This window comes from Psychroserpens sp. BH13MA-6, assembly GCF_052983595.1.
Genome location: NZ_JBRJGE010000010.1, coordinates 1 through 23,642, shown reverse-complemented (window position 1 = coordinate 23,642; position 23,642 = coordinate 1). Strand labels below are relative to the sequence as shown.

Here is a 23,642-nt window from a genome sequence, read left to right as displayed (position 1 = left end):
GAAATGGCTTTTTTTATAATCACTTGAATGGATTACTATTTATCCTCGTCCTCTTTTGGAGGTGCGATTCCTTTATTCTTTAAAGTGTCATACATTAATGGTGTTGCGATAAATACCGAAGAATAGGTACCCACTACTACACCAACTATCAATGCAAAAAGCAGTCCTCTCAATGATTCTGCTCCAAACACAAACATGGCAATTAATACGACTAACGTTGTTAACGACGTATTTAATGTTCTACTCAATGTACTATTGATAGCAGAATTGATATTGACACCACCTTTAAAACCAGCTTTTTCTGCTAACACCTCTCTAATTCTATCAAACACGACCACGGTATCATTCAACGAGTAACCAATTACCGTCAAGATGGCCGCTATAAATGCTTGATCAATTTCCATACTAAAAGGCATAAATTTATACAGTAAAGAGAAGATTCCCAATACAATAATCACATCATGAAATACGGCTGCCACAGCACCCAATGAGAATTGCCATCTCTTGAATCGGAATAAAATGTATAAGAACACCACTATCAATGAGCCCAAAACAGCCAATAAAGACTCTTTCTTGATATCATCGGCAATGGTCGGACTTACTTTACTGGATAATACTTTACCTATACCATCGGTACCTTCAGAGAAATCTTGGTAAGAAAAATCACTTGGTAAATACGACTTCAAGCCATTAAAAAGCATGGTTTGCACTTCTTCATCTACTTCCACTGAATTCTCATCAACCTTATATTTCGTAGAAATTTTCAACTGATGATCGTTACCAATAGTTTTCACTTCTACACTTCCAAAGACATCCGTAAGGTCTGATGCTACTGCTTCAGAACTTACCGCATCAGCAAATCTTACTTGATACGTTCGTCCTCCAACAAAATCAATACCTTGATCTAGTTTGTTTGTAAATAAAGATCCTAAACTTACTAATATTAAAATTCCAGAAACAACATAAGCTACTTTACGCTTTCCGATGAAATTAATGTTATTGTTCTTAAATAAGTTCTTTGTTATTGAGGTAGAGAAATCTAACGACTTACCTCTATTAACGTACCAATCCACTAGTAATCTCGTAATGAAAATTGCCGTAAACAAAGAGGTCATAATACCTATTAATAAGGTCGTTGCAAACCCTTTAATTGGTCCTGTTCCAAAAACGAATAAGATAATAGCCGTTAAACCTGTGGTAATATTGGCATCTAAAATAGAAGACAAAGCATTTGCGAAACCATCTTTAACAGCTTCTTTTTGAGCCTTTCCTTTGGCCAACTCTTCACGAACTCTTTCAAAGATAAGAACGTTAGCATCCACAGACATACCAATTGTTAACACGATACCTGCTAAACCTGGCAATGTTAATACCGCTCCTAAACCTGATAGCACTCCAAAAATCAATAAGATGTTTAAGAGCAAGGCTAAATCGGCAAAAATACCAGCTTTACCATAGTAAAGTATCATCCAAATTAATACGAGAGATAAGGCAATTAAGAATGATTTGGTACCACTATCAATGGCTTCCTTTCCTAAAGAAGGTCCTACTTGATCCGCTTGAACGATTTCTGCACGAGCAGGTAATTTACCAGCTCTTAAAACATTGGCTAAATCGATCGCTTCAGTTACTGTAAAGTTACCAGATATTTCGGTGTTACCACCTGAAATCGCTCCATTAGAAGCCGTTGGTGCCGAATACACAATATCATCTAATACAATCGCTATTTGCGTTCCTTGAGCAGCTGCTCTTCCTGTCATTTCTTCCCAAACCTTAGAACCTTTAGCGTTCATTTGCATGGTCACTGTAGGCTTGTTTGTTTGACCATAAGACTGACGCGCATCTGTTACAACACCACCACTTAATTCTGGCTCATCATTTCTGTTGCCTTTTAAAGCATAAAGATCAACATACTCTATACCAGTTTCAGCATCTAACTCTGGTAAACCAAAGGCAAATTTAGTGTAACGTGCCTCTGCTGGTAATCCGGATTTTACTTCTGGCATTTCCAAGTAAGATTGTAAGGTCGCTTTATCCTCTAATTTTACAGCTAACATCCCACCTGTTCTTGGTGGACCTAATATATCAAACAATGGATTTACTTGATTGGTCGCTGTTGAATCTGTAGATGTTTCTCCTAATAAGTTATCAATCGTACTGTCGCTATCAGTCGCTGTTGAAGCTTGTGTCTCTGTAGCTGCTTCTTTTTCATCTAAACCTAATTTTGTCTTTAGATTCTCATTAGCTAAGGCAAAGAAATCGCCAAGCGCTTGTCCGTTTTCAACATCCCAAAATTGTAACTGAGCTGTTGTCGTAATTAATTCTGTGGCACGCTTTACATCCTTCACACCTGGCAATTCTACCAAAACACGTCCAGAGTTTCCTAAACGTTGAATGTTAGGTGATACTACACCAAATTGGTCAATACGCTTACGAAGTACTTCGAAAGCAGATACAATAGATTCATCTACTTTTTCTTCCAATACTTTTTTCACATCGGCATCCGACATCGAGATATCTACGACATCATCTAAATCTCTATTGGCAAAAATATCTGGTGATGCCAATTTCTGATCACCTTTTACCGCATCCCATGCTTCAAAAAAGGATTCTAAATAGGATTCTTGAGCATCCTTTTGAATTTCTTCAGCATTATCCAAAGCCTTATTAAAGGCTATATCGTTGCTGTTATTAGCTAATCCTTCAAGAATATCTCTTACTGAAATTTGAAGAATAACGTTCAATCCACCTTTTAAGTCAAGACCGAGATTCATTGACTTTTCCTTGACTTCTTTACCTGTGAAACTTGCGATTCCAATATTGTAAGCCTCCTGGTTTGAAATAGAATCCAAATAGCGCACCTCAGCATCGCTAATCGCTTCTGGATTATCGTAATTGTTTACTGCATAAGTTTTCGCAGCCTCATCGATTTGATTGTTTTTGAATGTAAATGATAATTGGTAAATACTTACCAAACCAAATAACACTGCAAAAAGCTTTACTAGTCCTTTGTTTTGCATTATGTAATATTTAGGTCAAATTTTAATCACGCAAATATAGAATTTACGTCTTATCTGACAATTATTTTTGAATATATGTTATGTTGAAAGACAGGACCATATGTTAGGACCTGCGTTGATCATTATGAAACGACCGTTTCATGTTTTTCTGAAAGTTTCTTGGGAGGGAGATCAAGCCTTTATAAAAGTCCCATTGTGCCAAGGGCCAGCTCTTACTTCAGGAATTATTCTAGATTTAAAATCCTTTTCTATCGCCTCATCCAATCCGATTTTACAAGTGGACTTTGGCATGTGTTGAATGCTTATTTCATCGAAATAAGCAGATGTTCCAGTAATAGTAGGATTTGCAAACCTATCATATCCAACTTTAGTCTCTAAGGCTAATTTGCCATCGAGATGAGAGACCTCGTCATTCTGTTGAATTTCATACACATCCACATCACAGGTGACAGACGTATCTTTCGATGGCGCATTTTCACTAGGACCGTTGGTTGGAACGTCTAATTGTAAGGAGTCATCTGAAGAAAGTAAAACTTTAATACTATGGACATCTTCAGTGCTGTAATAGGTAATTTTTAATTGGCCATCGGCCTGTTCAAGCACCTGTATGTTCTCAGCTTCTGCTGATTCTAACTGCTGCTTGATGAAATTAATTGTAGACTGCGCTTCATCCGAAGTACCATTACTATTGGTAAATTGCACCACAATCTCTTGATTAGGTGCCGTGATTTGCTGTGTATTCACAAATCCACCCAAACAAGTGAGCGTTATGATAATAATACTAATGTACCATCTTGAAGTCATGCGCCAAATATATAAAAAATAACCAATCTAGTATTGCACTTTATCGTTAATAGGTCATTACCTAACGAATTTTAGATTCATGACTCATTCTTTTACATTTAAAATGCTATCAGCACTGTCCATCTAATATAAAAAAGGCTATCATAAAAATGATAGCCTTAAATTTTAAAAAGTAAAGCATCTTACAGTTCTAAAAGACCATTTGTTTTTTGAACACCTTCTGCGCTTTCTTTAAGGTGTGTCGTTTCCGCGTCACTTAATTTTATTTTGACAATGTCTTCAATTCCATTTCGACCTAAAATAACTGGAACACCAATACAAAGATCATTCAAGTCATACTCCCCTTCCAACAAGGTAGAACATGGAAACATTTTCTTTTGATCACAAGCAATAGCCTGCACAAGACCACTTACAGCCGCTCCAGGTGCATACCAAGCAGAGGTGCCAAGAAGTTTTGTTAATGTAGCGCCACCAACTTTAGTATCTTCTTTGACCTGATCCAATCGTTCCTCAGACAAGAATTCAGAAACTTTTACACTATTTCTAGTCGCGTGTGCTGTTAAAGGCACCATTCCTTTGTCACTATGTCCGCCAATAACCATGCCATCAACATCGCTAATAGGTGCACCTAAAGCTTCCGCTAATCTATACTTAAAACGCGCAGAATCTAAAGCACCACCCATACCAATAATTCTATTCTTTGGTAAATTGGTTGTTTTATGCACAAGATAGGTCATGGTATCCATTGGATTACTAACCACAATAATGATGGTATTTGGAGAGTGTTCAATCAAACTAGAAGCTACTGATTTTACAATGCCAGCATTAATGCCAATGAGTTCTTCTCTAGTCATTCCCGGTTTACGAGGAATTCCCGACGTAATTACACAAATATCACTACCCGAGGTTTTAGAATAATCATTTGTTACTCCTGTGATTTTTGTATCAAAACCGTTTAAAGAGGCCGTTTGCATTAAATCCATCGCTTTACCTTCAGCAAAACCTTCTTTAATGTCTAACAATACGACTTCACTTGCAAAGTCCTTAATGGCAATATACTCAGCGCAACTTGCGCCAACTGCTCCTGCTCCAACTACTGTTACTTTCATTTTTTATGTGTTATTAAATTTGTGTTGTTTAATGAGTGTGCAAAATTACAAATTTTAACAGTGTTAATGAAAAAAGCGCAAGAGAATTTCTTGCGCTTTTACAATGTGGTGATGACTTAATTGGCCCTAGTTTAAAAAGAAAAGTTAATCCCTAAAGTGGCACTATCAAATTCGGCAATGGTATAATCGGCATTAAGACCAAAAAAACCTAGTTTTAAGTTGGCACCTACGGTACCTCTAACGCCAGAAATATCTTGTTCTATTGAAAATGGATCATTAATTTCTTCGGAAAACAAAAAACCATCTGTTACTCTATAGGTTCCTAATAAATCGGTCTTCGATGTTCCAGTAATATAACCCAAGCCACCATAAAAATTGATGATTTTTAATTTGGTCCCAACGATAAGCTGCAAAAGCAACGTATTGACATCGGTATCTACTCTTTGATTGTCACCATCAACAAATTCAGCATCCGTGAAATCATAACTCCCATCCAAATGTGTATAAGCAACTAATCCCGAGATAGCGACTGGTAAAACCTTATCGGCTGGCAACCAACTTGTAAACTCTTGTTGGATGCCGAAGCCATAGAGTCCAATTTTAGTATCTTCTGTGTCCACTTTTGGAAAAAATCGTCCTTTGATCTGTGTGCCTTTAAATGGTGAGAAACTCGCTTGCAGAAATCCGGTTGGAATGATATTAATCCCTTCTGAACCGATGCCTGTTGGCAATATAAGTTCGGTTTCCTGACTCCCGAAAATGGGATCATCATACGTGATGATCACGGTAACATCTGGATCGTTATTACCTAAAGCGGTTGCTACCATTTGAGAGGAACTGCCATTCTCAAATCTGATATTTTCGTAATCGGCAATATTCATCTGAAAGGATTTTTTTTCATCCTTAATAAATCCAACATTCCCGATAACTGATAATTCAAAACCAAAACGCTTTGGAGATTTGGCGTTATTAAACCAACCGTTGTTGATACCAAATCCAACAGCTTCAGATGCTGGTGCGATATAATTTTGAGTGTAACGTTGAGCATCGGCAATACCTGCCGCTAATAAATCATTGACATTTTCCTGTGCATTAAGTGTGAGTGCACCTAGAGACACTAACCCTATCAAAACTATGTTTTTCATGGCGTTTTCAGATCTTTTAAAGCTTTCTTATTTTGATAACGCTTTTTATCCAATATTCTTTTATAAAAGACAAAAGCAACTACATATAGATATACGCAGTTGCTTAGTATTTAGTTTTTTTGAATGTTATTGATTACAAACTTTACACCATTAGGCGTCAATATTCGCGTAAATCGCATTCTTCTCAATAAATTCTCTACGAGGAGGTACTTCATCTCCCATTAACATGGAGAAAATACGATCTGCCTCGCCTCCGTTGTCTATATTCACTTGACGCAGTGTTCTGAACTCAGGATTCATAGTGGTATCCCAAAGTTGCTCTGCATTCATTTCACCAAGACCTTTATAACGTTGGATTTTTGAGCCATCACCATACTCTGCAATAAGAGCATCACGTTCTTTATCACTCCAAGCGTACTCTTTTTTCGCGCCTTTTTTAACCAAGTAAAGTGGCGGAGTAGCGATATAGATATGACCATTCTCGATCAATTCTTTCATATATCTAAAGAAGAATGTTAAAATAAGGGTTGCAATGTGACTACCATCAATATCGGCATCACACATGATGACTACCTTATGATATCTTAATTTTGATAAATTAAGTGCTTTACTATCTTCTTCCGTGCCGATGGTTACACCAAGTGCTGTAAAAATGTTTTTGATTTCTTCATTTTCGAACACCTTGTGGGTCATGGCTTTTTCAACATTCAAGATTTTACCACGTAATGGTAATATGGCTTGAAACGCACGATCACGACCTTGTTTAGCCGTTCCACCTGCCGAATCACCCTCAACCAAGAATACCTCACACTTTGCAGGATCTTGTTCGGAGCAATCACTTAATTTTCCAGGTAAACCACCAATACTCATTACCGTTTTACGCTGTACCATTTCACGCGCTTTTTGTGCGGCATGACGAGCCTGTGCGGCCAAAATTACTTTTTGAACAATGGTTTTGGCATCATCAGGATGCTCTTCTAGGTAATCGGTCAACATTTCAGATACCGCTTGACTTACGGATGCAGAGACTTCTCTATTTCCAAGTTTCGTTTTAGTTTGACCCTCAAATTGTGGTTCAGCAACTTTTACTGAAATGATGGCAGTTAATCCTTCACGGAAGTCATCACCCGAAATATCAAATTTCAATTTGTCCAGCATGCCTGAATTATCAGCATACTTTTTTAGTGTATGAGTCAAGCCTCTTCTAAATCCAGATAAATGCGTTCCACCTTCATGCGTATTAATATTATTTACGTAAGAATGTAAATTTTCAGCATACGAGGTGTTATAGATCATAGCAACCTCAACAGGAATATCATTCTTCTCACCTTCAAAAGCAATAACATCGCTCATTAATGGCTCACGATTGCCGTCTAAGAACTTTATAAATTCTTTTAGACCTTCTTCTGAGTGAAAAGTTTCACCCTCAAATTCGCCATCTTCTTTCTTAGATCTTCTATCTATTAAATGAATCGTGATTCCTTTATTTAAATACGCCAATTCACGCATTCTACTTGCCAAGGTATCATAGCTATACTCTAAAGTTTGGGTAAATATGGTTGGATCTGGTTTAAATGTAACAACCGTACCACGCTTATCTGTTTCTCCTACAGCTCTTACGGGATACTGTGTTTTACCGCGTTCGTACTCTTGTTCCCAAATGGTACCATCTCTATAAACTGTTGCCTTTAAATGCTCAGACAGGGCATTAACACAACTTACACCAACACCATGTAAACCACCAGACACCTTATAAGAATCCTTATCAAACTTACCACCTGCACCAATTTTAGTCATCACCACTTCAAGTGCTGAAATCCCTTCTTTCTTGTGCATATCTACAGGTATCCCACGACCATCATCTTCGGTTGTAATAGAGTTATCTTCATTGATAATTACGGTGATATTATTACAGTGTCCTGCGAGTGCCTCATCAATGGAGTTATCCACAACTTCATAAACTAGGTGGTGAAGACCACGTGTCCCAACATCTCCAATGTACATGGATGGTCGCATGCGCACATGCTCCATGCCCTCTAATGCCTGAATACTATCGGCTGAATACTGTTTTTTATTTTCTTCGCTCATAAATTATTATGTATTTTGAAATCTTTAGTTTATCCTATTGGCAGAACAATAATTAGCATCATGCCACATAAAAAAAGATGCCTTTCTAGCATCCTTTTGAACACAAACAAAGATAAGAATTTTAGAGGCTTTTTAAAAGCATTTTGTCGAAACTATCGAATAATTATCAACATTTGTTAATTACTAGAAACGCTCTTAAATGAGCTAAAAATGGCCTTAAAATTGATTTCAGCACTTTTTAGAACCTCCGGAAAACGGCCAAATACACAAAAGTGCTTACAAGTGCTATTTTTAATTTTATACACCGTAAAAATTAATGGAATTTCTGCTTAAAATTTAGAAATATCCAAGAGTGACAATCAAAGGCATCCGAGTTTCAAAAGTGTTCATATAAGCATACCACATACTTTCTCCATAATCATTCTGGCAGATCGCTTTTAATGACTTTCGTCACCTACATTGTTTATTTGAAATGTTTTCGAATGATCTTTAAGGATTAACTTGACAAAAATCAATGTTAAAATTGACGGCAATAAACCCTTCACTATTTGTAACAAAAAATTATGCCACTCTGAAATTGGCGTTCTTGAAATTTCAGTAAAAATCAATTCACCATATGGTTGGTTTTGGAAGAAACATGTATTTATTAGATTGACACCTAGATGAAACCCCAAAGCCATCATGATAGAGGATGTTTTATAAAACGTATAAGCCCAAACATAGCCAGCAAATCCCGTAACCACAATCACATACACAATGGGAATTACTCGACTTCCAATCATTCCGTAGGAAAACACGTGATATATCCCAAAACACAGTGCGGAAACAAGAAGAGCCCAAGGCGCTCCCAACCTCTTGATAAGAATGTATAAAATAGCACCTCTAAACACTAAATCCTCGGTTAACGCCGATTTAAAATGATAGATAATGGCTTCAAAAATCACACGGCAGCTAATCTTTGATTGTAGTACCCAATCGATGTCTAGTACCATACTTTCTAGGTAGATAGTCATAAGACTAATCATCATTATAAACACTAAGCCAACCGTGAATTGTACCATATGACTAACGGTGGGAACCATCCCTAAGACGGTTATATTTTGTTTCTCAATGAGATATAAAAGTGCCCATGAGACGACTATGATTAGTAATAATCCTAACATAACTTTAAAATATAAATTAAATGATTAAGCCTTTTTAGGCTTTAAAAAAGGAATAGAAAGCGGATAGTAACAGGTTCCTGAACCTAACGCAGTAAAGATATTTTTAATACTCACAATAATTCCGAAGAGAAAAACCGCAGTTGTTAGAAAAAAATTATGACCCGGAAATGGAAAGAAAAGCAGTAATGATATGATTAAATAAAGAATCAAGGAGGAATGAAAATTAATAACTGCGCGACCATGACTATCATAAATTTTATTGTCTTCCGCTTTACTTATCCAAGTAAATAATGGAAACAAGACATTGGCAAAAGGGATGATCAATCCGAAAAACGGAGAGGCATGTAGCAATAACATCCATTTTCGTTGTATCGTTTCTTCCTTCGGATTATCCAGAACAATTAAATCTTCTACTTCAATATCTAATCCAACCGCTAGTAATTTTACGGTTTGCAAGTGTGGTTGCACTTCTCCTTTTTCTATCCGTTGAATCGTACGGACGCCCACGCTCGTTCTTTCCGAAAGTTCATCTTGAGTATAGCCTTTTGATTTGCGATGAAATAATAAATTATCTTTAAGTGATTGCTGTTTCATTTTGTATCCTATTTGTTGGCACAAATCTAATCAGTATTTCTCGTTTTTTACACGTCATTTAAATGTCACCTATCTGTCACTTGCAGTAAATATAGGTGTTTCAAGCACAAAAGCAATTAAATTTTGAAATTCGTCATATGATGGCATAAAAAAAGATTGGCATGGCAACCAATCTTATTTTGTTGAATACGGGTTGTTATTTACCCGATTTTAATACGCATCGGCATGCACATTCGCAACCGCTCTACCACTAGGATCGTTCATGTTTTTAAAGGCTTCATCCCACTCTAAAGCAATTTGAGTACTACAAGCCACACTCGCTTCCTGTGGCACACACAAGGCTGCGGCATCGCTTGGGAAATGTTCAGCAAATATGCTTCGATAATAGAATTCTTCTTTACTCGTTGGTGTTTGTATTGGGAATTTATACTTCGCGTTTGCCAATTGTTCATCAGACACTTCAGTTGCGACAATAGACTTAAGCGTATCAATCCAACTATAACCTACACCATCACTAAATTGTTCCTTTTGCCTCCAAGCCACACTCTCAGGCAGCATATCTTCGAAGGCCTTTCGAACCACCCATTTCTCCATGCGCTCCCCATGGATCATTTTATCTTGAGGATTGATACTCATAGCGACATCCATAAACTCCTTATCTAAAAAAGGCACTCTACCTTCGATGCCCCAAGCCGCTAAACTTTTATTAGCCCTTAAACAATCATACATATGTAGTTTACTCAATTTTCTGACGGTTTCCTCGTGAAACTCCTGAGCGTTTGGCGCTTTATGAAAATACAAATAGCCACCAAAAAGCTCATCAGCGCCTTCACCAGACAAGACCATTTTGATTCCCATAGACTTGATAACGCGTGCCATCAAATACATAGGTGTACTTGCTCGGATGGTAGTAATATCATAAGTTTCTAATTTATAAATCACATCTCGGATAGCGTCCAATCCTTCTTGAATGGTAAACTTGATTTCATGATGAACCGTACCAATATGATCCGCTACTTTTTGAGCAGCCGCCAGATCTGGAGATCCTTCTAACCCTACTGAAAAGCTGTGCAATTGCGGCCACCAAGCTTCCGAAGTATCATCACTTTCAATACGTTTTTGAGCATACTTTTTTGCAATCGCAGAAGTCACTGAGGAATCCAATCCTCCCGACAACAACACACCATAAGGCACATCACTCATTAATTGTCTGTGGACGGCCGCTTCCAATGCTTCCTTGATTTTAGCGATACTTGTTTCATTACCTTTCACGGCTTCATAATCGGTCCATTCACGCTTGTACCATTGCACAAATTTTCCATCTTTACTCGACATATAATGTCCTGGAGGAAACAATTCAATTTTTGTACAGACCCCTTCCAATGCCTTTAATTCAGAAGCCACATAAAAGGTCCCATTTTGATCCCAGCCAATATACAGCGGAATAATTCCCATATGGTCTCTAGCGACGAAGTATTCGTCCTTTTCTACATCATATATAGCGAAACCAAAAATCCCATTCATCTCATCCACAAAATCGACGCCTTTTTCCTTGTATAAAGCCAAAATGACTTCACAATCACTCTCTGTTTGAAAATCATAACGACCTTCAAATTGCTTACGAAGACTTCTATGGTTATATATTTCGCCATTAGCAGCTAATATGAGTTTTTTATCTTGACTGAATAATGGCTGCTTTCCCGAAGCTGGGTCTACAATAGCCAAACGTTCGTGAGCCATAATGACTTTATCATCACTATAAATACCACTCCAATCTGGACCTCTATGCCTTATGGTTTGAGACATTTCCAATATTTGAGGTCTTAATGCCTCAGAAGTCTCTTTCAAATCGAACGCACATACAATTCCACACATAATCTTATAATTTTAATTCTTTATATCTTAATTGAAAGACAAATATGTACTACTTATTACAATATAAAAACATTAAATCAAATATAGGTTACATATTAAAACTTATATTGATCTTTTTAATAAATATTATAATATAAAATCAACAAAACAGCTTATTGATATGAAAATCTGTAAATTTTAACATCACTTTACGACCATTCATTGAGTATTGCCAGCAATACTATTTATCTTTAACATTCAAAAAAACTAATAGTACATTATGAAAACAACGTCAATTACCACAACCCTTATCTTATCGTTTCTTATGCTTTTTTCTCTGCAAATAAATGCTCAGGAATTCTCTCCGATTGATAAGAGCCCAATGGATGCTGCGGCATTCCCGAACGATTATAAAGAGGCCAACAAACTCATTAAAATTGTTTATAGTAGACCACAATTAAAAGGCCGTAGTCTTGAAAAGCTAGCGCCAAAAGGAAAAGTTTGGAGAACAGGAGCGAATGAAGCTGCCGAACTTACACTTTATACGCCAATGATGTTTGGTAAAACAAAGGTGCCTGCTGGTACGTATACGTTTTATGTCATTCCTGGAGACAAAGAATGGACTGCTATTATCAGTTCAGACCTGAATGTTTGGGGAAGCTACTTTTATAAGGAAGAAAATGATGTTGCACGAATGGCTGTTCCTGTAGAGCAAGTCGATGAAGCCTTAGAGGCTTTCTCTATTGTATTTAATGAAGGAAAAAGCGGTGTAAACATGCATCTTGGATGGGGAAATACACGAGTAATGGTGCCATTTAATATGTAATAAACATCTCAATTTGATACAAAAAAAGCTTTGTTTTCACAAAGCTTTTTTTTATTGCAATTTTGTTATATGTTTTAACTAACCTAGTGTATAACTTCCAAGAATCGACAACTAGAATCAACCAACATCCATTTGTTTTTCATCAAAGATTTATGGAATATTCAAATACTTATGTGTTTGCAGCGATACTTTCCATTTAGGATTTGCCATGACATAATCCACTATCATAGGAACCACTTTATCGCGCTTACTCCATTCGGGTTGAAGGTATAAAATACAATCCTTGTTGACTTTTGAAGCTTGCTCTTCCGCAAATTTAAAGTCGTTTTTATTGTAAATGATGCATTTTAATTCATGCGCCTTTTCATAAACTTCTTCCGTAGGTAATTTCATCTTTTTAGGCGACAAACAAATCCAGTCCCATTCGCCCGTGAGTTGATATGCTCCTGACGTTTCTATATGTGTTTGTAACCCTTTAGCCTTTAACTGATGGGTCAATTCGGTCATATCCCAAGTTAAGGGCTCTCCTCCTGTAACGACAATTGTTTTGCTATATCGAGCTGCATTTTCAACGATTTTTGAAGTTTCGGTAGGAGGATGTAATTCAGCTAACCAGCTTTCTTTAACATCACACCAATGGCAGCCCACATCACAACCACCAATTCTCACAAAATATGCAGCCGTTCCTTTATGATACCCTTCGCCTTGAATCGTGTAAAACTCTTCCATTAAGGGTAATAGCAACCCTTTGTCAATTAGATCTTGTCGTTCTGTTCTTGTCATAGCTTGCAAATATACTTCAAAGTTCGTAGATAACCCACTATTGAACTGCAATCACATCGATTTCAATTCGAGCGCCTACAGCTAGACCTGAAGCTGCAAAAGTAGTTCGCACAGGCTTGTTGGGAAAATACGTTTCATAGACCTCATTAAAGCTCTTAAAATCTTCAATATCTTTAAGGATTACAGTACATTTCACCACCTTTTCTAATGAGGAGCCATGATGCTTCAAAACACTGTTGATATTTTCAATACATTGTCTCGTTTCGGCTGAAATCCCTCCTTTAACCAATGTTCTAGTTTTGTGATCCATTCCAACTTGTCCCGCTAAAAACAGGAATCCGTTAGCTTCAACCACATCACTAAAAGGTGCTTCCGCTTTTTTGGGTTCGTGCGACTTGTGAAAGATGATGGGTTTATCCGAATCTTGGCAATTGAATAAACTCAAGACCATGAGCAGCATAGTAAGGTATACGCTATTTTTCATTTTGCTGATTTTAAACTTGACTAAAATTACACTATTTTTATGCAAATTTTGAACGATGAGCAGAACAGACGATTTTTTAAAAGAAATCATAGATGGCAATTCCAATAAAGGTGATTATATCACATTGGGTTCTGCCATGTTGGATGGAGAAACATTACCAAATGCCTTTATCAATGTACCGCTAAAAACCATGAATAGACATGGCTTGATTGCAGGTGCAACGGGTACTGGAAAAACGAAAACTCTTCAAGTATTAGCGGAAAATCTCAGCGAAAAAGGGGTACCTGTGTTGTTAATGGATATTAAAGGGGATTTAAGTGGCTTGGCACAACCAAGTCCTGGGCACCCAAAAATAGATGAACGACACGAAAAAATAGGATTACCCTTTGAATCCAAATCATTTCCGGTGGAGATCTTAACCTTATCTGAGCAAGATGGTGTAAGATTAAGAGCTACAGTGAGTGAATTCGGACCTGTATTATTGTCTCGTATTTTAGATTTAAGTGAAGCACAATCTGGCGTAGTAGCTGTCATATTCAAATATTGTGACGATCACAAATTGCCATTATTAGACTTAAAAGATTTTAAGAAAATTCTTCAATATGCAACGCAAGAAGGCAAAGAAGAATTCACGGAAGCTTACGGACGAATTTCAACAGCTTCTACTGGAGCTATCTTGAGAAAAATAGTAGAGCTCGAACAGCAAGGTGGCGAACGTTTTTTCGGTGAAACATCTTTTGAAGTTGATGATTTGTTGCGTGTTGATGACGATGGTAGAGGGTTTATCAATATCATTCGCTTAACAGATATTCAAGATCGTCCGAAGTTATTTTCAACCTTCATGTTGAGTTTATTAGCTGAAATTTATTCCACTTTTCCAGAGCAAGGCGACAGTGGAAGACCTGAGCTCGTGCTATTTATTGATGAGGCACATTTGATTTTTAACGAAGCGTCAAAAGCGTTACTCAACCAAATAGAAAGTATCGTAAAGCTTATTAGAAGTAAGGGTGTTGGTCTTTATTTTGTAACACAAAATCCTACAGACGTACCCGAAGCAGTTTTGGGGCAACTGGGATTGAAAGTACAACATGCCTTGAGAGCATTTACCGCAAAAGACAGAAAAGCCATCAAACTAACTGCTCAAAACTATCCTGATTCCGAGTATTACGATACGGCAGACGTGTTAACGTCTTTAGGAATTGGAGAAGCTCTGGTTTCTGCTCTCAATGAAAAAGGGAAACCAACCCCTTTAGCCGCTACCATGATGCGTGCACCTATGAGTCGGATGGATGTATTGACAGAATCTGAACTTGGAGCACTGTTAGCTAAATCCAAGCTCGCCAAAAAATACAACGAAGCAGTAGATCGGGAAAGTGCCTACGAGATGCTCAATAAAAAAATTGAGATTGCCGAAGCTGAGGAAGCCAAGGAAAAGGCTCGTAAGGAAAAAGAGGCGCTTGAAAAAGCTGAGAGTAAACGTCGTACCACAAGAAGCAGAAGTACGCGTCAAAACCCAATAGTTAAAGTTTTAACAAGTCCCACAGTGATCCGAAGTGTTCTTGGTATCTTAACGAAGATGCTTAAATAATTATAAATTCATATTTTTACCCTAATCATTTTAATCGTGCATACATACTATAAAATATTATCTGTTTTTTTAATTGCAACCTTGGTCCTTACAAATTGTACTTCTGAGAAAACGCAAGATCCGTTTCAAGTTTCCAAACATCATATTGGATTACTCACAGACTCTACGCAAGTCAAAGACCTCGAACTGGCTTTTCCCAATGACTCTATCGTTAAGGTTACTGAGGATAACGAATTTACAGGACAAATCAATGACATTGACATCTATTCAGGCGGAAGCAAAATCCTAACTTTAACGCCTAAACAGGCATTGGATTCCACATCTGTCATAGAAAGTGTTCAAATTTTGAGCGACCAATTCAAAACAGACAAGAACATTTCAACGCTAAGTACATTTAAAGATATTCAAGACAATTACAAAATTTCTAGTATTAATAACCTCATTAAATCAGTAGTCGTATCAGTTAACGAAATTAATGCGTCTTTTACCATTGATAAAAAAGAATTGCCAGCCAATTTACGTTATGATATGTCACTAAATATCGAAGCCGTTCAAATCCCAGATCATGCCAAAATTAAATACTTTATGATACACTGGTAATTAAATAAGTACAATTTTGAGCAAATCATACACCATTCAAAAATCGCCTTTTGTCGTACCAACAGACGATGGCAAATTAATCGAAGAGCATTTTGGAAATGCTACCGATGGTAATTCTAAAATCAGTATTGCGCATATGATTGCGCCTGCTGGCTGGAGTGAACCTTTTCAAACCCCAGAATTTGATGAATTCACTTATATCATCAAAGGGAAAAAACAATTCATCATCAATGATGACGTGGTGATCTTAGAAGCTGGTCAATCCATAAAAATTAATAAAAACACCAGAGTACAATATTCAAATCCGTTTACAGAAATTTGTGAATACATCTCTATTTGCACACCTGCATTTTCTATAGACTCCGTAAATAGAGAGACCTAAATGAAAACGTTAATTGCAAAAGGAATTGGTCAAGTCATCAATCTTATAAGTTTTTTGTCACCGAGATATGCTGGTAAAATAGCGTTAGGCTTATTTTCAAGACCACGTAAGATCAAACTTAAAGAATTAGAGAAAGATTTTTTAATGACGGCCTTTATTGAAGATATTCAGTATGATAATCTCAATTTGATGACCTATCGCTGGATTGGCAAAAAAGAAACGGTTTTATTAGCACATGGTTGGGAAAGTAATTCTTTCAGATGGCGACCACTTATTGAGGAACTAAAAGCTCTTAATTATAATATCGTCGCTATGGACGCGCCAGCACATGGACGTTCAAGTGGCAAAAAATTCAATGCTATTTTATATGCCGAATGTATTCATGTGGCCGTAAAAAAATTTAATGTGAATATCATCATTGGGCATTCAGTTGGTGGTATGGCCACTGCCTTTTATCAACAGAAATACCAATTACCTCACGTGAATAAGCTAATTCTTTTGGGAGCACCTTCAAACTTCGTTGGTGTTTTTAGTAGATATGTGCACATGATGGGATATAATCAACGAACAGCTAAGGCCATGGATGATTTGGTTTTTGAAGAATTTAAGCAAAGACCTGATTATTTCAATGCTGCCAAACTTTCGGAAGCTATTACGATTAACGGACTCATCATACATGATGAACACGATAAAATTATTCCATACAATGACGCCGAAGATTTTAAGACCTTCTACAAAAAGGCACAACTAATTCCAACCAAAGGTTTTGGTCATGGTCTCAAATCTGAGGAAGTCAACAACCACATCATAGAGTTTATTAACGCTTAGTTTTGTAACTTTGACGTATGTCAGACAATTTAAAACGTATTAACAAATACCTCAGTGAAGTAGGCTACTGCTCACGACGTGCAGCCGATAAACTTATTGAAGCGGGTCGTGTCACGATTAATGGAGAAATTCCTGAAATGGGAACCAAAATCGCTCCGAATGATGTTGTTCATGTCGACGGAAAAGAAATTAAGAATACCAAAGACAGTTTTGTGTATTTAGCATTTAACAAACCAGTTGGAATTGTTTGTACGACAGACACGCGCGTGGAAAAAGATAATATCATCGATTATATCAATTACCCTAAACGTATATTTCCAATCGGACGATTAGACAAACCTAGTGAAGGACTGATCCTATTGACAGACGATGGTGATATTGTCAACAAAATTTTGAGAGCGAGTAACAATCACGAAAAAGAATATGTTGTCACTGTTGACAAACCCATATCACAAACCTTTATCCAACGCATGTCTGATGGCATTTTTCTTGAGGAATTGGGACAAACGACTAGGAAATGTAAGGTCAAAAAGATCAATAGCCATACCTTTAGTATCATTCTAACGCAAGGACTTAATCGTCAAATTAGAAGAATGTGTGAATATTTGAATTATGAGGTACAAACTTTAAAGCGTGTTCGTATCATGAACGTGAAACTCGATATACCTATTGGAACATATCGTGAATTAACCTCTGAAGAATTCAAAAACTTACAACACTTAATCGCTGATTCTAAAAAGCACATACAGCGGCATTCATAACAAAGGAATAACTCATGTCCTTCCTAAAACACATATCAAACACCAGCAAGAATATTTTAGCTTTGGTATTTATTGTTGTTTTAGCCATCACATTTGAAACGTTGCAACAATTATACTATGTTAAAAGATTCCAACTTGCAGAGGATGTCATTTTTTTCGATCTCTTAAAAAACCAAGCATTCAGGTGGTTCGTATGGTTACTATTGTCACCGATATTGATTTGGCAAATTAAAGTTCAATGGTCAAAATCAAATGCTAGATTTAGAATTCAAAAAATCATTACTATTATCTTAATTCTGGTAGCTATCAATATCCTCGTGATTTCGGTATGTCAGATTCTCATATCAAATACACCTTTTTCATGGTCCATTTTATTTTCAGAATTCATCCCTTTTTTCACCTATCAAAAAGTTCCAATGTACACACTTGGGTATATTGCTATCAGTATCATTGTTTATCTTTATTTTGAAAATGAAAAACTACAGATTAGTGTTCAAGAGCTTTCAGAATTGAAGCTTACCCATTCAAAGTTATATAAAAAATTGAGTGAAACGATTGATGAAAAAACGGCCATTTTAAATATTAAAATCGGCAACAAACGCAAAATCATACCTACAGATCATATTTGCTGGATTGAAGCTGATGATTACTGCGTAAAAGTCCACACCATACATGATAAAGCTTACACAATGCGGAGTTCACTTAAAGCCTTGGAAAATAAATTGAGCCATAATTTCTTACGTGTTCACAGAAAGGCAATTGTCAATATGGACAAGACCAAAGAATTACAATTGTCACAACCACCAAATATTTTATTGCATAATGGAAGTAAGATACCTGTGTCCAAAAGTCAATTGAGAACCGTGAAAAATTTTCTGGATTAAACTTTTGATTTTATTAACATGTTTTACTGCAAATTACAGGTCATTCTCTGCATAACAGATCGGTTTTAGATTTATTTTGATTTGATTTATAGGCTAAAAACAAATCATTATGAAACAACTTCTCTATCCTATTTTTTTACTCATAACCACTATTGGCTATTCGCAATATCAGTATGAAGCATCTGATGTTTTACCCTATGGTAAAGCACATCCTGAAGCTCCAAATGAGGTTAAGGATTTCGAGCCCATGATTGGAACTTGTTATTGCAATTCTACTACCAGAAAGCAAGATGGGTCGTGGACGACACCAGAAGACATTATTTGGAAATGGAAATATATTATGAATGGTCAAGCGGTCCAAGATGAAACCTTAAAACCCGATGGGTCTCATTCTGGAAGTATTAGGCAATTCATCAAAGATAGCAGTCGTTGGTATGTACATTGGTATTCTTCGAAAACACCATCCGCTACATTTCCTGTTTGGAATGGTAAAAAAGAAGATGATAAGATTGTTCTTTATCGCGAACAAAAAGCACCTAATGGTAAAGACGGCTTTTTTAGATTAACTTTTTATGATATGAGTAAAACGGGCTATAAATGGATTGGTGAATGGGTCGACACCACAGAGACTATCGTGTTCCCTACATGGAAAATAACGTGTACCAGAACCAATTAAATCTGAGGATAGGTTTAATACAAAAAAGATTCAAAACAATCATTTATTGACGCAAATGCGCCGTTGATGTGAAACTTGCATGAAATATTCTTATTTTTGATTAAATCAATTTTATTATGATAAGAATTTTAGCTTTAATTTTAACTATTGGCGGCATGATTGCTTTGATTTTAGGAGTCTTAGGAATCTTCGGCAACAACTTTGTATCATTAAGCCCGTGGGCTTTAACGATCTTAGGAGGTATCTTTTTTTTAGCAGGCGTTTCTATGCTCAAGTATCGTAAAGACCAACCTACTCAATAACAATATGGCAAATTCCATTGCTCCCTTCCACATCGCAATCCCAGTTCATAATTTAGAGGAATGCAGGCGCTTTTATCGCGATATATTAGGCTGTAAAGAAGGAAGAAGTAGTGACAATTGGGTTGATTTCAATTTATTTGGACATCAATTAGTCATTCATTACAAATCTAAATCAGAAGAATCTTTACATACCAATCCGGTAGACGGTAAAGCGGTGCCAGTACCGCATTATGGTGTAGTATTACCATGGGACACCTTTCAAGAATTTAGTCAATCACTCGCCAATAAGGACGTACAATTTATTATTGAACCTTACATTAGGTTCAAGGGTGAGGTTGGTGAACAAGCCACCATGTTTTTTCTCGATCCTGCGGGAAATGCTCTTGAGTTTAAAGCGTTTAAGGATATCGATCAACTATTTGCAACATAAAAAAAACACCCTCAGCAAAAGTAGCTGAAGATGTTTAGTTGCTATTAATCTAAAAAAAGATTTAAAGATCTATTTATCTATAATGAGCTTTTTAATTTGTGATCCATACGATGTTGATACTTTGACATAGTATACCTGGCTCGGTAAATTTCCTAAATCTAGTACCATATCCTTGTTGTTCTGTCCAGAATAATCTTGCGAGAACATCAATGTCCCAACCAAATTAAACACTTCAACTGTGGTCTTATCTGTCTTTGCATCTAACAGTTTTACATTGACCATTCCTTCTGATGGATTTGGATATAGATCGAAAACAATTAATCTATTAAACTCACCTCGGTTTAAAACATCCTTTTTAGTGCAACTAGACTTGAACAGAATTTCACAAGACGTCATGCAACCGTTGGCATCTGTAACCGTCAAATAAAAGTGCCCAATACCGATTCCTGGCAAGAAATCTAAGGTACTATCAGAAGTACTGTTTGGTAATTCCCAATAATTATTCTCAGAACTTGGATCTAAGCTCCATGAATACTCTAATGGCCCTTCACCACCAATGGTATTGGCATATAACTGATTATTTTCAGTATCGCTACAATTTAATTGTTTAGAAAATTTAGGTCTTGTGATCGTACATTCGAATGGATCAGGTTCCGAAATCACAACAATAACAGCATCTTCACAAGGGTTATTCGCTCTTTCTGCATCTGTTCCTTTTGAAAGCCCTGTCATTCTTGAAGAATCGTCGATGAGATTAGCTTCAACAATATAAGTCCCAGGACCGAAGAATTCTTGACCACTTAAATCCGCGCCATAGCCATTCTTCTTTATGGTATAAAAGGCACCTTCGCTGATACTTTCAATAGTAATGGTTCCGTCATTCGCGCCATAACAAGTGATATTGGTTGAACTCACTACAACATCCACGGCTACTGGCTCTTCAATAGTTATTTCTTCTGAAATTATACATTCAGGATTGTCGTTACCCTCGAAATAAGCCGTCACTGTGTAAACTCCAGGCTCATATAACATCTCAGCATTATAAGGCATACCATTTACCGTAACTGTAGCTCCTGGAGACACATATTCAACTGAAATCGTTCCGTCATCAAGACCAAAACAAGAGACATCGGTATAAGTTAATTCCAATTCAATACAAACACATTTCGGTGCTACAACATCGATACTCGTTGTACAATTTGTTCCTGTTGTCGCGGTTAGAATAATATTTTGACCATTTGGAATATCGTCAATAGACCAAAGTCCGTTGCCATTATCTGTGACATTTCCAGCGCTACTTATCAAGGTCCCTTCTGAAACTTGAACTTCAACGGAGTAGCTTCCATAAACCTCATCACAAACAGGTTCATTTGGAGTTATCGTAGGAAGACTATTTACGAAAATAATTTGCGTTGTCGTCACGGAACTGTTACCGCAACCGTCATCAGCCGTATAATTTCTTACAATATTATAACCATTATCTAAGGGCTCAATAGTCTCTATTGGGCTCACGATGATTTCACCTTGACAAGTATCATAAGCAGTAAGATTCTCTGCGGCTGGAATCGCGTCACCTTCACATATAGCCAAGCTGCCAGGAGCGGATGGAATTTGTGGTGGCGTGGTATCTGCCCAATTAATTGTGAAACTACAACTATTATTCAAATTACCGCAAGCATCAAAAAGATCAATAGTATAAGTGGCGGTTCCGCTACAGCTATCGCCATCTAGAACGGGATCGGAAATATTCACCTCAGCAATTCCGCTACAATTATCATCATAGAAAGCGCTTAAATTATTCTGAACAAATGCTTGCTCTGCTGCATCACCTGAAGGTAATTCGGTTTGACATTGCACATCAGCATAGCCGAAATCAGCAGCTGTTGGACAATTATCAATCACATTTGGTGGTGTGGTATCTGCCCAGTTAATTGTGAAACTGCAATTGTCATTCAAATTACCGCAAGCATCAAAAAGATCAATAGTGTAAGTGGCAGTTCCGCTACAGCTATCGCCATCTAGAACGGGATCGGAAATATTCACCTCAGCAATTCCGCTACAATTATCATCATAGAAAGCGCTTATGTTATTCTGAACAAATGCTTGCTCCGCTGCGTCACCTGTAGGCAATTCTGTTTGGCATTGCGCATCAGTATAGCCGAAATCTGCAGCCGTCGGACAATTGTCAATGACATTTGGAGGCGTGGTATCTGCCCAATTAATTGTGAAACTGCAATTATTATTCAAATTACCACAAGCATCAAAAACATCAATGGTGTATGTTGCAGTTCCACTACAGCTATCGCCATCTAAAACCGGATCGGAGATATTCACAGCGATTCCACCACAATTATCCTCAAAGAAAGAGAAAAGATTATTTTGAACAAGTGCTTGCTCCGCTTCGTCACCTGTAGGCAATTCTGTTTGGCATTGCACATCAGCAAAGCCGAAATCAGCAGCCGTTGGACAATTATCAATCACATTAGGAGGTGTGGTATCAGTCACATTTATTAACTGTACACACTCGTCCATATTTCCACAATTGTCAGTAGCCCTCCATGTTCTTGTAATTACATAATTACCAGCGCAATCTCCGACTGTTACCAGGTCAGAAAACGTAATTGTTGGGTTAGGATCTCCTAAATCTATAGCGGTTGCTACTCCCGTAGCCGAAGGACTTGTATCCAAATCTTCAGCACATTCCAAATCGACATCTGCTGGACACGTAATTGTTGGTGGTGAATCATCACCTACCGTAATTAATTGATCGCAATTAGAAGTGTTTCCGCAGCTATCAGTAGCTGTCCAAGTTCTCGTAATCGTATAATTTCCATCGCAATTTCCTGGAGTAATGACATCATTAAATGTCACAGTAACTCCACCACAATTGTCAGTAGCAGTGGCACCACCAGTTGCATCTGGACTTGTATCTAGATCAGGACCAAAATTTAAAACAACATCACTCGGACATAAAATCTCAGGTGGTGTATCGTCATTAACGTTGATTGTCTGACTTACACTACTTGTATTACCGCAAACATCGGTAAAAGTCCATGTGCGTACTTGAGAAAACTGGTTGTTACAAGGGCCAAAGATCGTTACTGAGGTAGGACTAACAGTAATGTCACCATCACAGTTATCCACCGCTGTCAGTTCCACTATATCTGGCACATCACTTGCACATTGCAAATTAAGCTCTGCAGGAGCTGTAGGTGCTACTGGAGCGGTATCATCGTTCACGTTAATCGTTTGGCTGACGCTACTCACGTTACCACAGCCATCTACGAAGGTCCATGTGCGTACTTGAGAAAACCGATTATT

At 37.2% G+C, this 23,642-nt stretch carries 21 protein-coding genes; 10 read left to right on the top strand and 11 right to left on the bottom strand.

Annotated features, from left to right (window positions below):
* Positions 1–35 precede the first annotated feature (35 nt).
* The 8 genes from secDF to asnB all read right to left on the bottom strand — a co-directional run bounded on the left by secDF (position 36) and on the right by asnB (position 11,798).
* Positions 36–3,020: a protein translocase subunit SecDF gene (secDF, locus tag ACU8DI_RS14695; RefSeq protein ID WP_447113550.1), complete on the bottom strand. Its 2,985-nt coding sequence runs from the start codon at positions 3,018–3,020 to the stop codon at positions 36–38.
* A 171-nt stretch (positions 3,021–3,191) separates the two neighbouring features.
* Positions 3,192–3,824 carry a hypothetical protein gene (locus tag ACU8DI_RS14690; protein WP_447113549.1) on the bottom strand — a complete coding sequence of 211 codons (633 nt, stop codon included), beginning with the start codon at positions 3,822–3,824 and terminating at the stop codon, positions 3,192–3,194.
* A gap of 182 nt (positions 3,825–4,006) precedes the next feature.
* Complete coding sequence (locus ACU8DI_RS14685; RefSeq protein ID WP_447113548.1) at positions 4,007–4,933, bottom strand: malate dehydrogenase; 927 nt, start codon at positions 4,931–4,933, stop codon at positions 4,007–4,009.
* A 131-nt stretch (positions 4,934–5,064) separates the two neighbouring features.
* The gene (locus ACU8DI_RS14680; RefSeq protein ID WP_447113547.1) at positions 5,065–6,078 is read right to left on the bottom strand and encodes a DUF6588 family protein; all 1,014 of its coding nucleotides are present in this window, start codon (positions 6,076–6,078) and stop codon (positions 5,065–5,067) included.
* Positions 6,079–6,228: 150 nt separating this feature from the next.
* Positions 6,229–8,166, bottom strand: coding sequence for a DNA topoisomerase (ATP-hydrolyzing) subunit B (gene gyrB / locus ACU8DI_RS14675; protein ID WP_447113546.1), 1,938 nt, complete (start codon positions 8,164–8,166; stop codon positions 6,229–6,231).
* A 437-nt stretch (positions 8,167–8,603) separates the two neighbouring features.
* Positions 8,604–9,329, bottom strand: a complete 726-nt coding sequence (locus ACU8DI_RS14670) for a CPBP family intramembrane glutamic endopeptidase (protein ID WP_447113545.1) — start codon at positions 9,327–9,329, stop codon at positions 8,604–8,606.
* 24 nt (positions 9,330–9,353) lie between these two features.
* The gene (locus ACU8DI_RS14665) at positions 9,354–9,923 is read right to left on the bottom strand and encodes a DUF4870 domain-containing protein (RefSeq protein ID WP_447113544.1); all 570 of its coding nucleotides are present in this window, start codon (positions 9,921–9,923) and stop codon (positions 9,354–9,356) included.
* 210 nt (positions 9,924–10,133) lie between these two features.
* Positions 10,134–11,798: an asparagine synthase B gene (gene asnB / locus ACU8DI_RS14660; RefSeq protein ID WP_447113543.1), complete on the bottom strand. Its 1,665-nt coding sequence runs from the start codon at positions 11,796–11,798 to the stop codon at positions 10,134–10,136.
* A 259-nt stretch (positions 11,799–12,057) separates the two neighbouring features.
* Here asnB and ACU8DI_RS14655 point away from each other — a divergent pair, with 259 nt between their 5' ends.
* Positions 12,058–12,603 (top strand): DUF2911 domain-containing protein, encoded by a 546-nt coding sequence (locus ACU8DI_RS14655; protein WP_447113542.1) that lies wholly within the window; start codon positions 12,058–12,060, stop codon positions 12,601–12,603.
* A gap of 150 nt (positions 12,604–12,753) precedes the next feature.
* On the opposite strand, the gene ACU8DI_RS14650 is transcribed toward ACU8DI_RS14655, so the two are convergent.
* Together ACU8DI_RS14650 and ACU8DI_RS14645 are read right to left on the bottom strand one after the other, a co-directional pair.
* A complete protein-coding gene (locus ACU8DI_RS14650) occupies positions 12,754–13,386 on the bottom strand; it encodes a 7-carboxy-7-deazaguanine synthase QueE (protein WP_447113541.1) in 633 nt (210 codons plus the stop codon).
* A gap of 37 nt (positions 13,387–13,423) precedes the next feature.
* Positions 13,424–13,870 carry a RidA family protein gene (locus ACU8DI_RS14645; protein WP_447113540.1) on the bottom strand — a complete coding sequence of 149 codons (447 nt, stop codon included), beginning with the start codon at positions 13,868–13,870 and terminating at the stop codon, positions 13,424–13,426.
* Between the two features lie 55 nt (positions 13,871–13,925).
* Between ACU8DI_RS14645 and ACU8DI_RS14640 the strand changes: the two genes are divergently transcribed.
* The 9 genes from ACU8DI_RS14640 (at position 13,926) to ACU8DI_RS14600 (ending at position 20,321) form a co-directional block, all read left to right on the top strand.
* On the top strand, positions 13,926–15,458 hold the full coding sequence (locus ACU8DI_RS14640) for a helicase HerA-like domain-containing protein (protein WP_447113539.1): 1,533 nt from the start codon (positions 13,926–13,928) through the stop codon (positions 15,456–15,458).
* A gap of 36 nt (positions 15,459–15,494) precedes the next feature.
* Positions 15,495–16,058, top strand: a complete 564-nt coding sequence (locus tag ACU8DI_RS14635) for a hypothetical protein (RefSeq protein ID WP_447113538.1) — start codon at positions 15,495–15,497, stop codon at positions 16,056–16,058.
* 16 nt (positions 16,059–16,074) lie between these two features.
* Positions 16,075–16,440, top strand: a complete 366-nt coding sequence (locus tag ACU8DI_RS14630) for a cupin domain-containing protein (RefSeq protein ID WP_447113537.1) — start codon at positions 16,075–16,077, stop codon at positions 16,438–16,440.
* Positions 16,441–17,268, top strand: a complete 828-nt coding sequence (locus ACU8DI_RS14625; protein WP_447113536.1) for an alpha/beta hydrolase — start codon at positions 16,441–16,443, stop codon at positions 17,266–17,268.
* 17 nt (positions 17,269–17,285) lie between these two features.
* A complete protein-coding gene (rluF, locus tag ACU8DI_RS14620) occupies positions 17,286–18,029 on the top strand; it encodes a 23S rRNA pseudouridine(2604) synthase RluF (protein WP_447113535.1) in 744 nt (247 codons plus the stop codon).
* 14 nt (positions 18,030–18,043) lie between these two features.
* On the top strand, positions 18,044–18,913 hold the full coding sequence (locus ACU8DI_RS14615; protein ID WP_447113534.1) for a LytR/AlgR family response regulator transcription factor: 870 nt from the start codon (positions 18,044–18,046) through the stop codon (positions 18,911–18,913).
* 109 nt (positions 18,914–19,022) lie between these two features.
* Entirely contained in the window at positions 19,023–19,589 is a 567-nt protein-coding gene (locus ACU8DI_RS14610) for a hypothetical protein (RefSeq protein WP_447113533.1), read from the top strand.
* 116 nt (positions 19,590–19,705) lie between these two features.
* A complete protein-coding gene (locus ACU8DI_RS14605; RefSeq protein WP_447113532.1) occupies positions 19,706–19,891 on the top strand; it encodes a hypothetical protein in 186 nt (61 codons plus the stop codon).
* A gap of 4 nt (positions 19,892–19,895) precedes the next feature.
* Complete coding sequence (locus tag ACU8DI_RS14600) at positions 19,896–20,321, top strand: VOC family protein (protein WP_447113531.1); 426 nt, start codon at positions 19,896–19,898, stop codon at positions 20,319–20,321.
* A 69-nt stretch (positions 20,322–20,390) separates the two neighbouring features.
* On the opposite strand, the gene ACU8DI_RS14595 is transcribed toward ACU8DI_RS14600, so the two are convergent.
* On the bottom strand, positions 20,391–23,642 hold a 3,252-nt coding region (locus ACU8DI_RS14595; protein ID WP_447113530.1), incomplete at its 5' end, for a T9SS type A sorting domain-containing protein.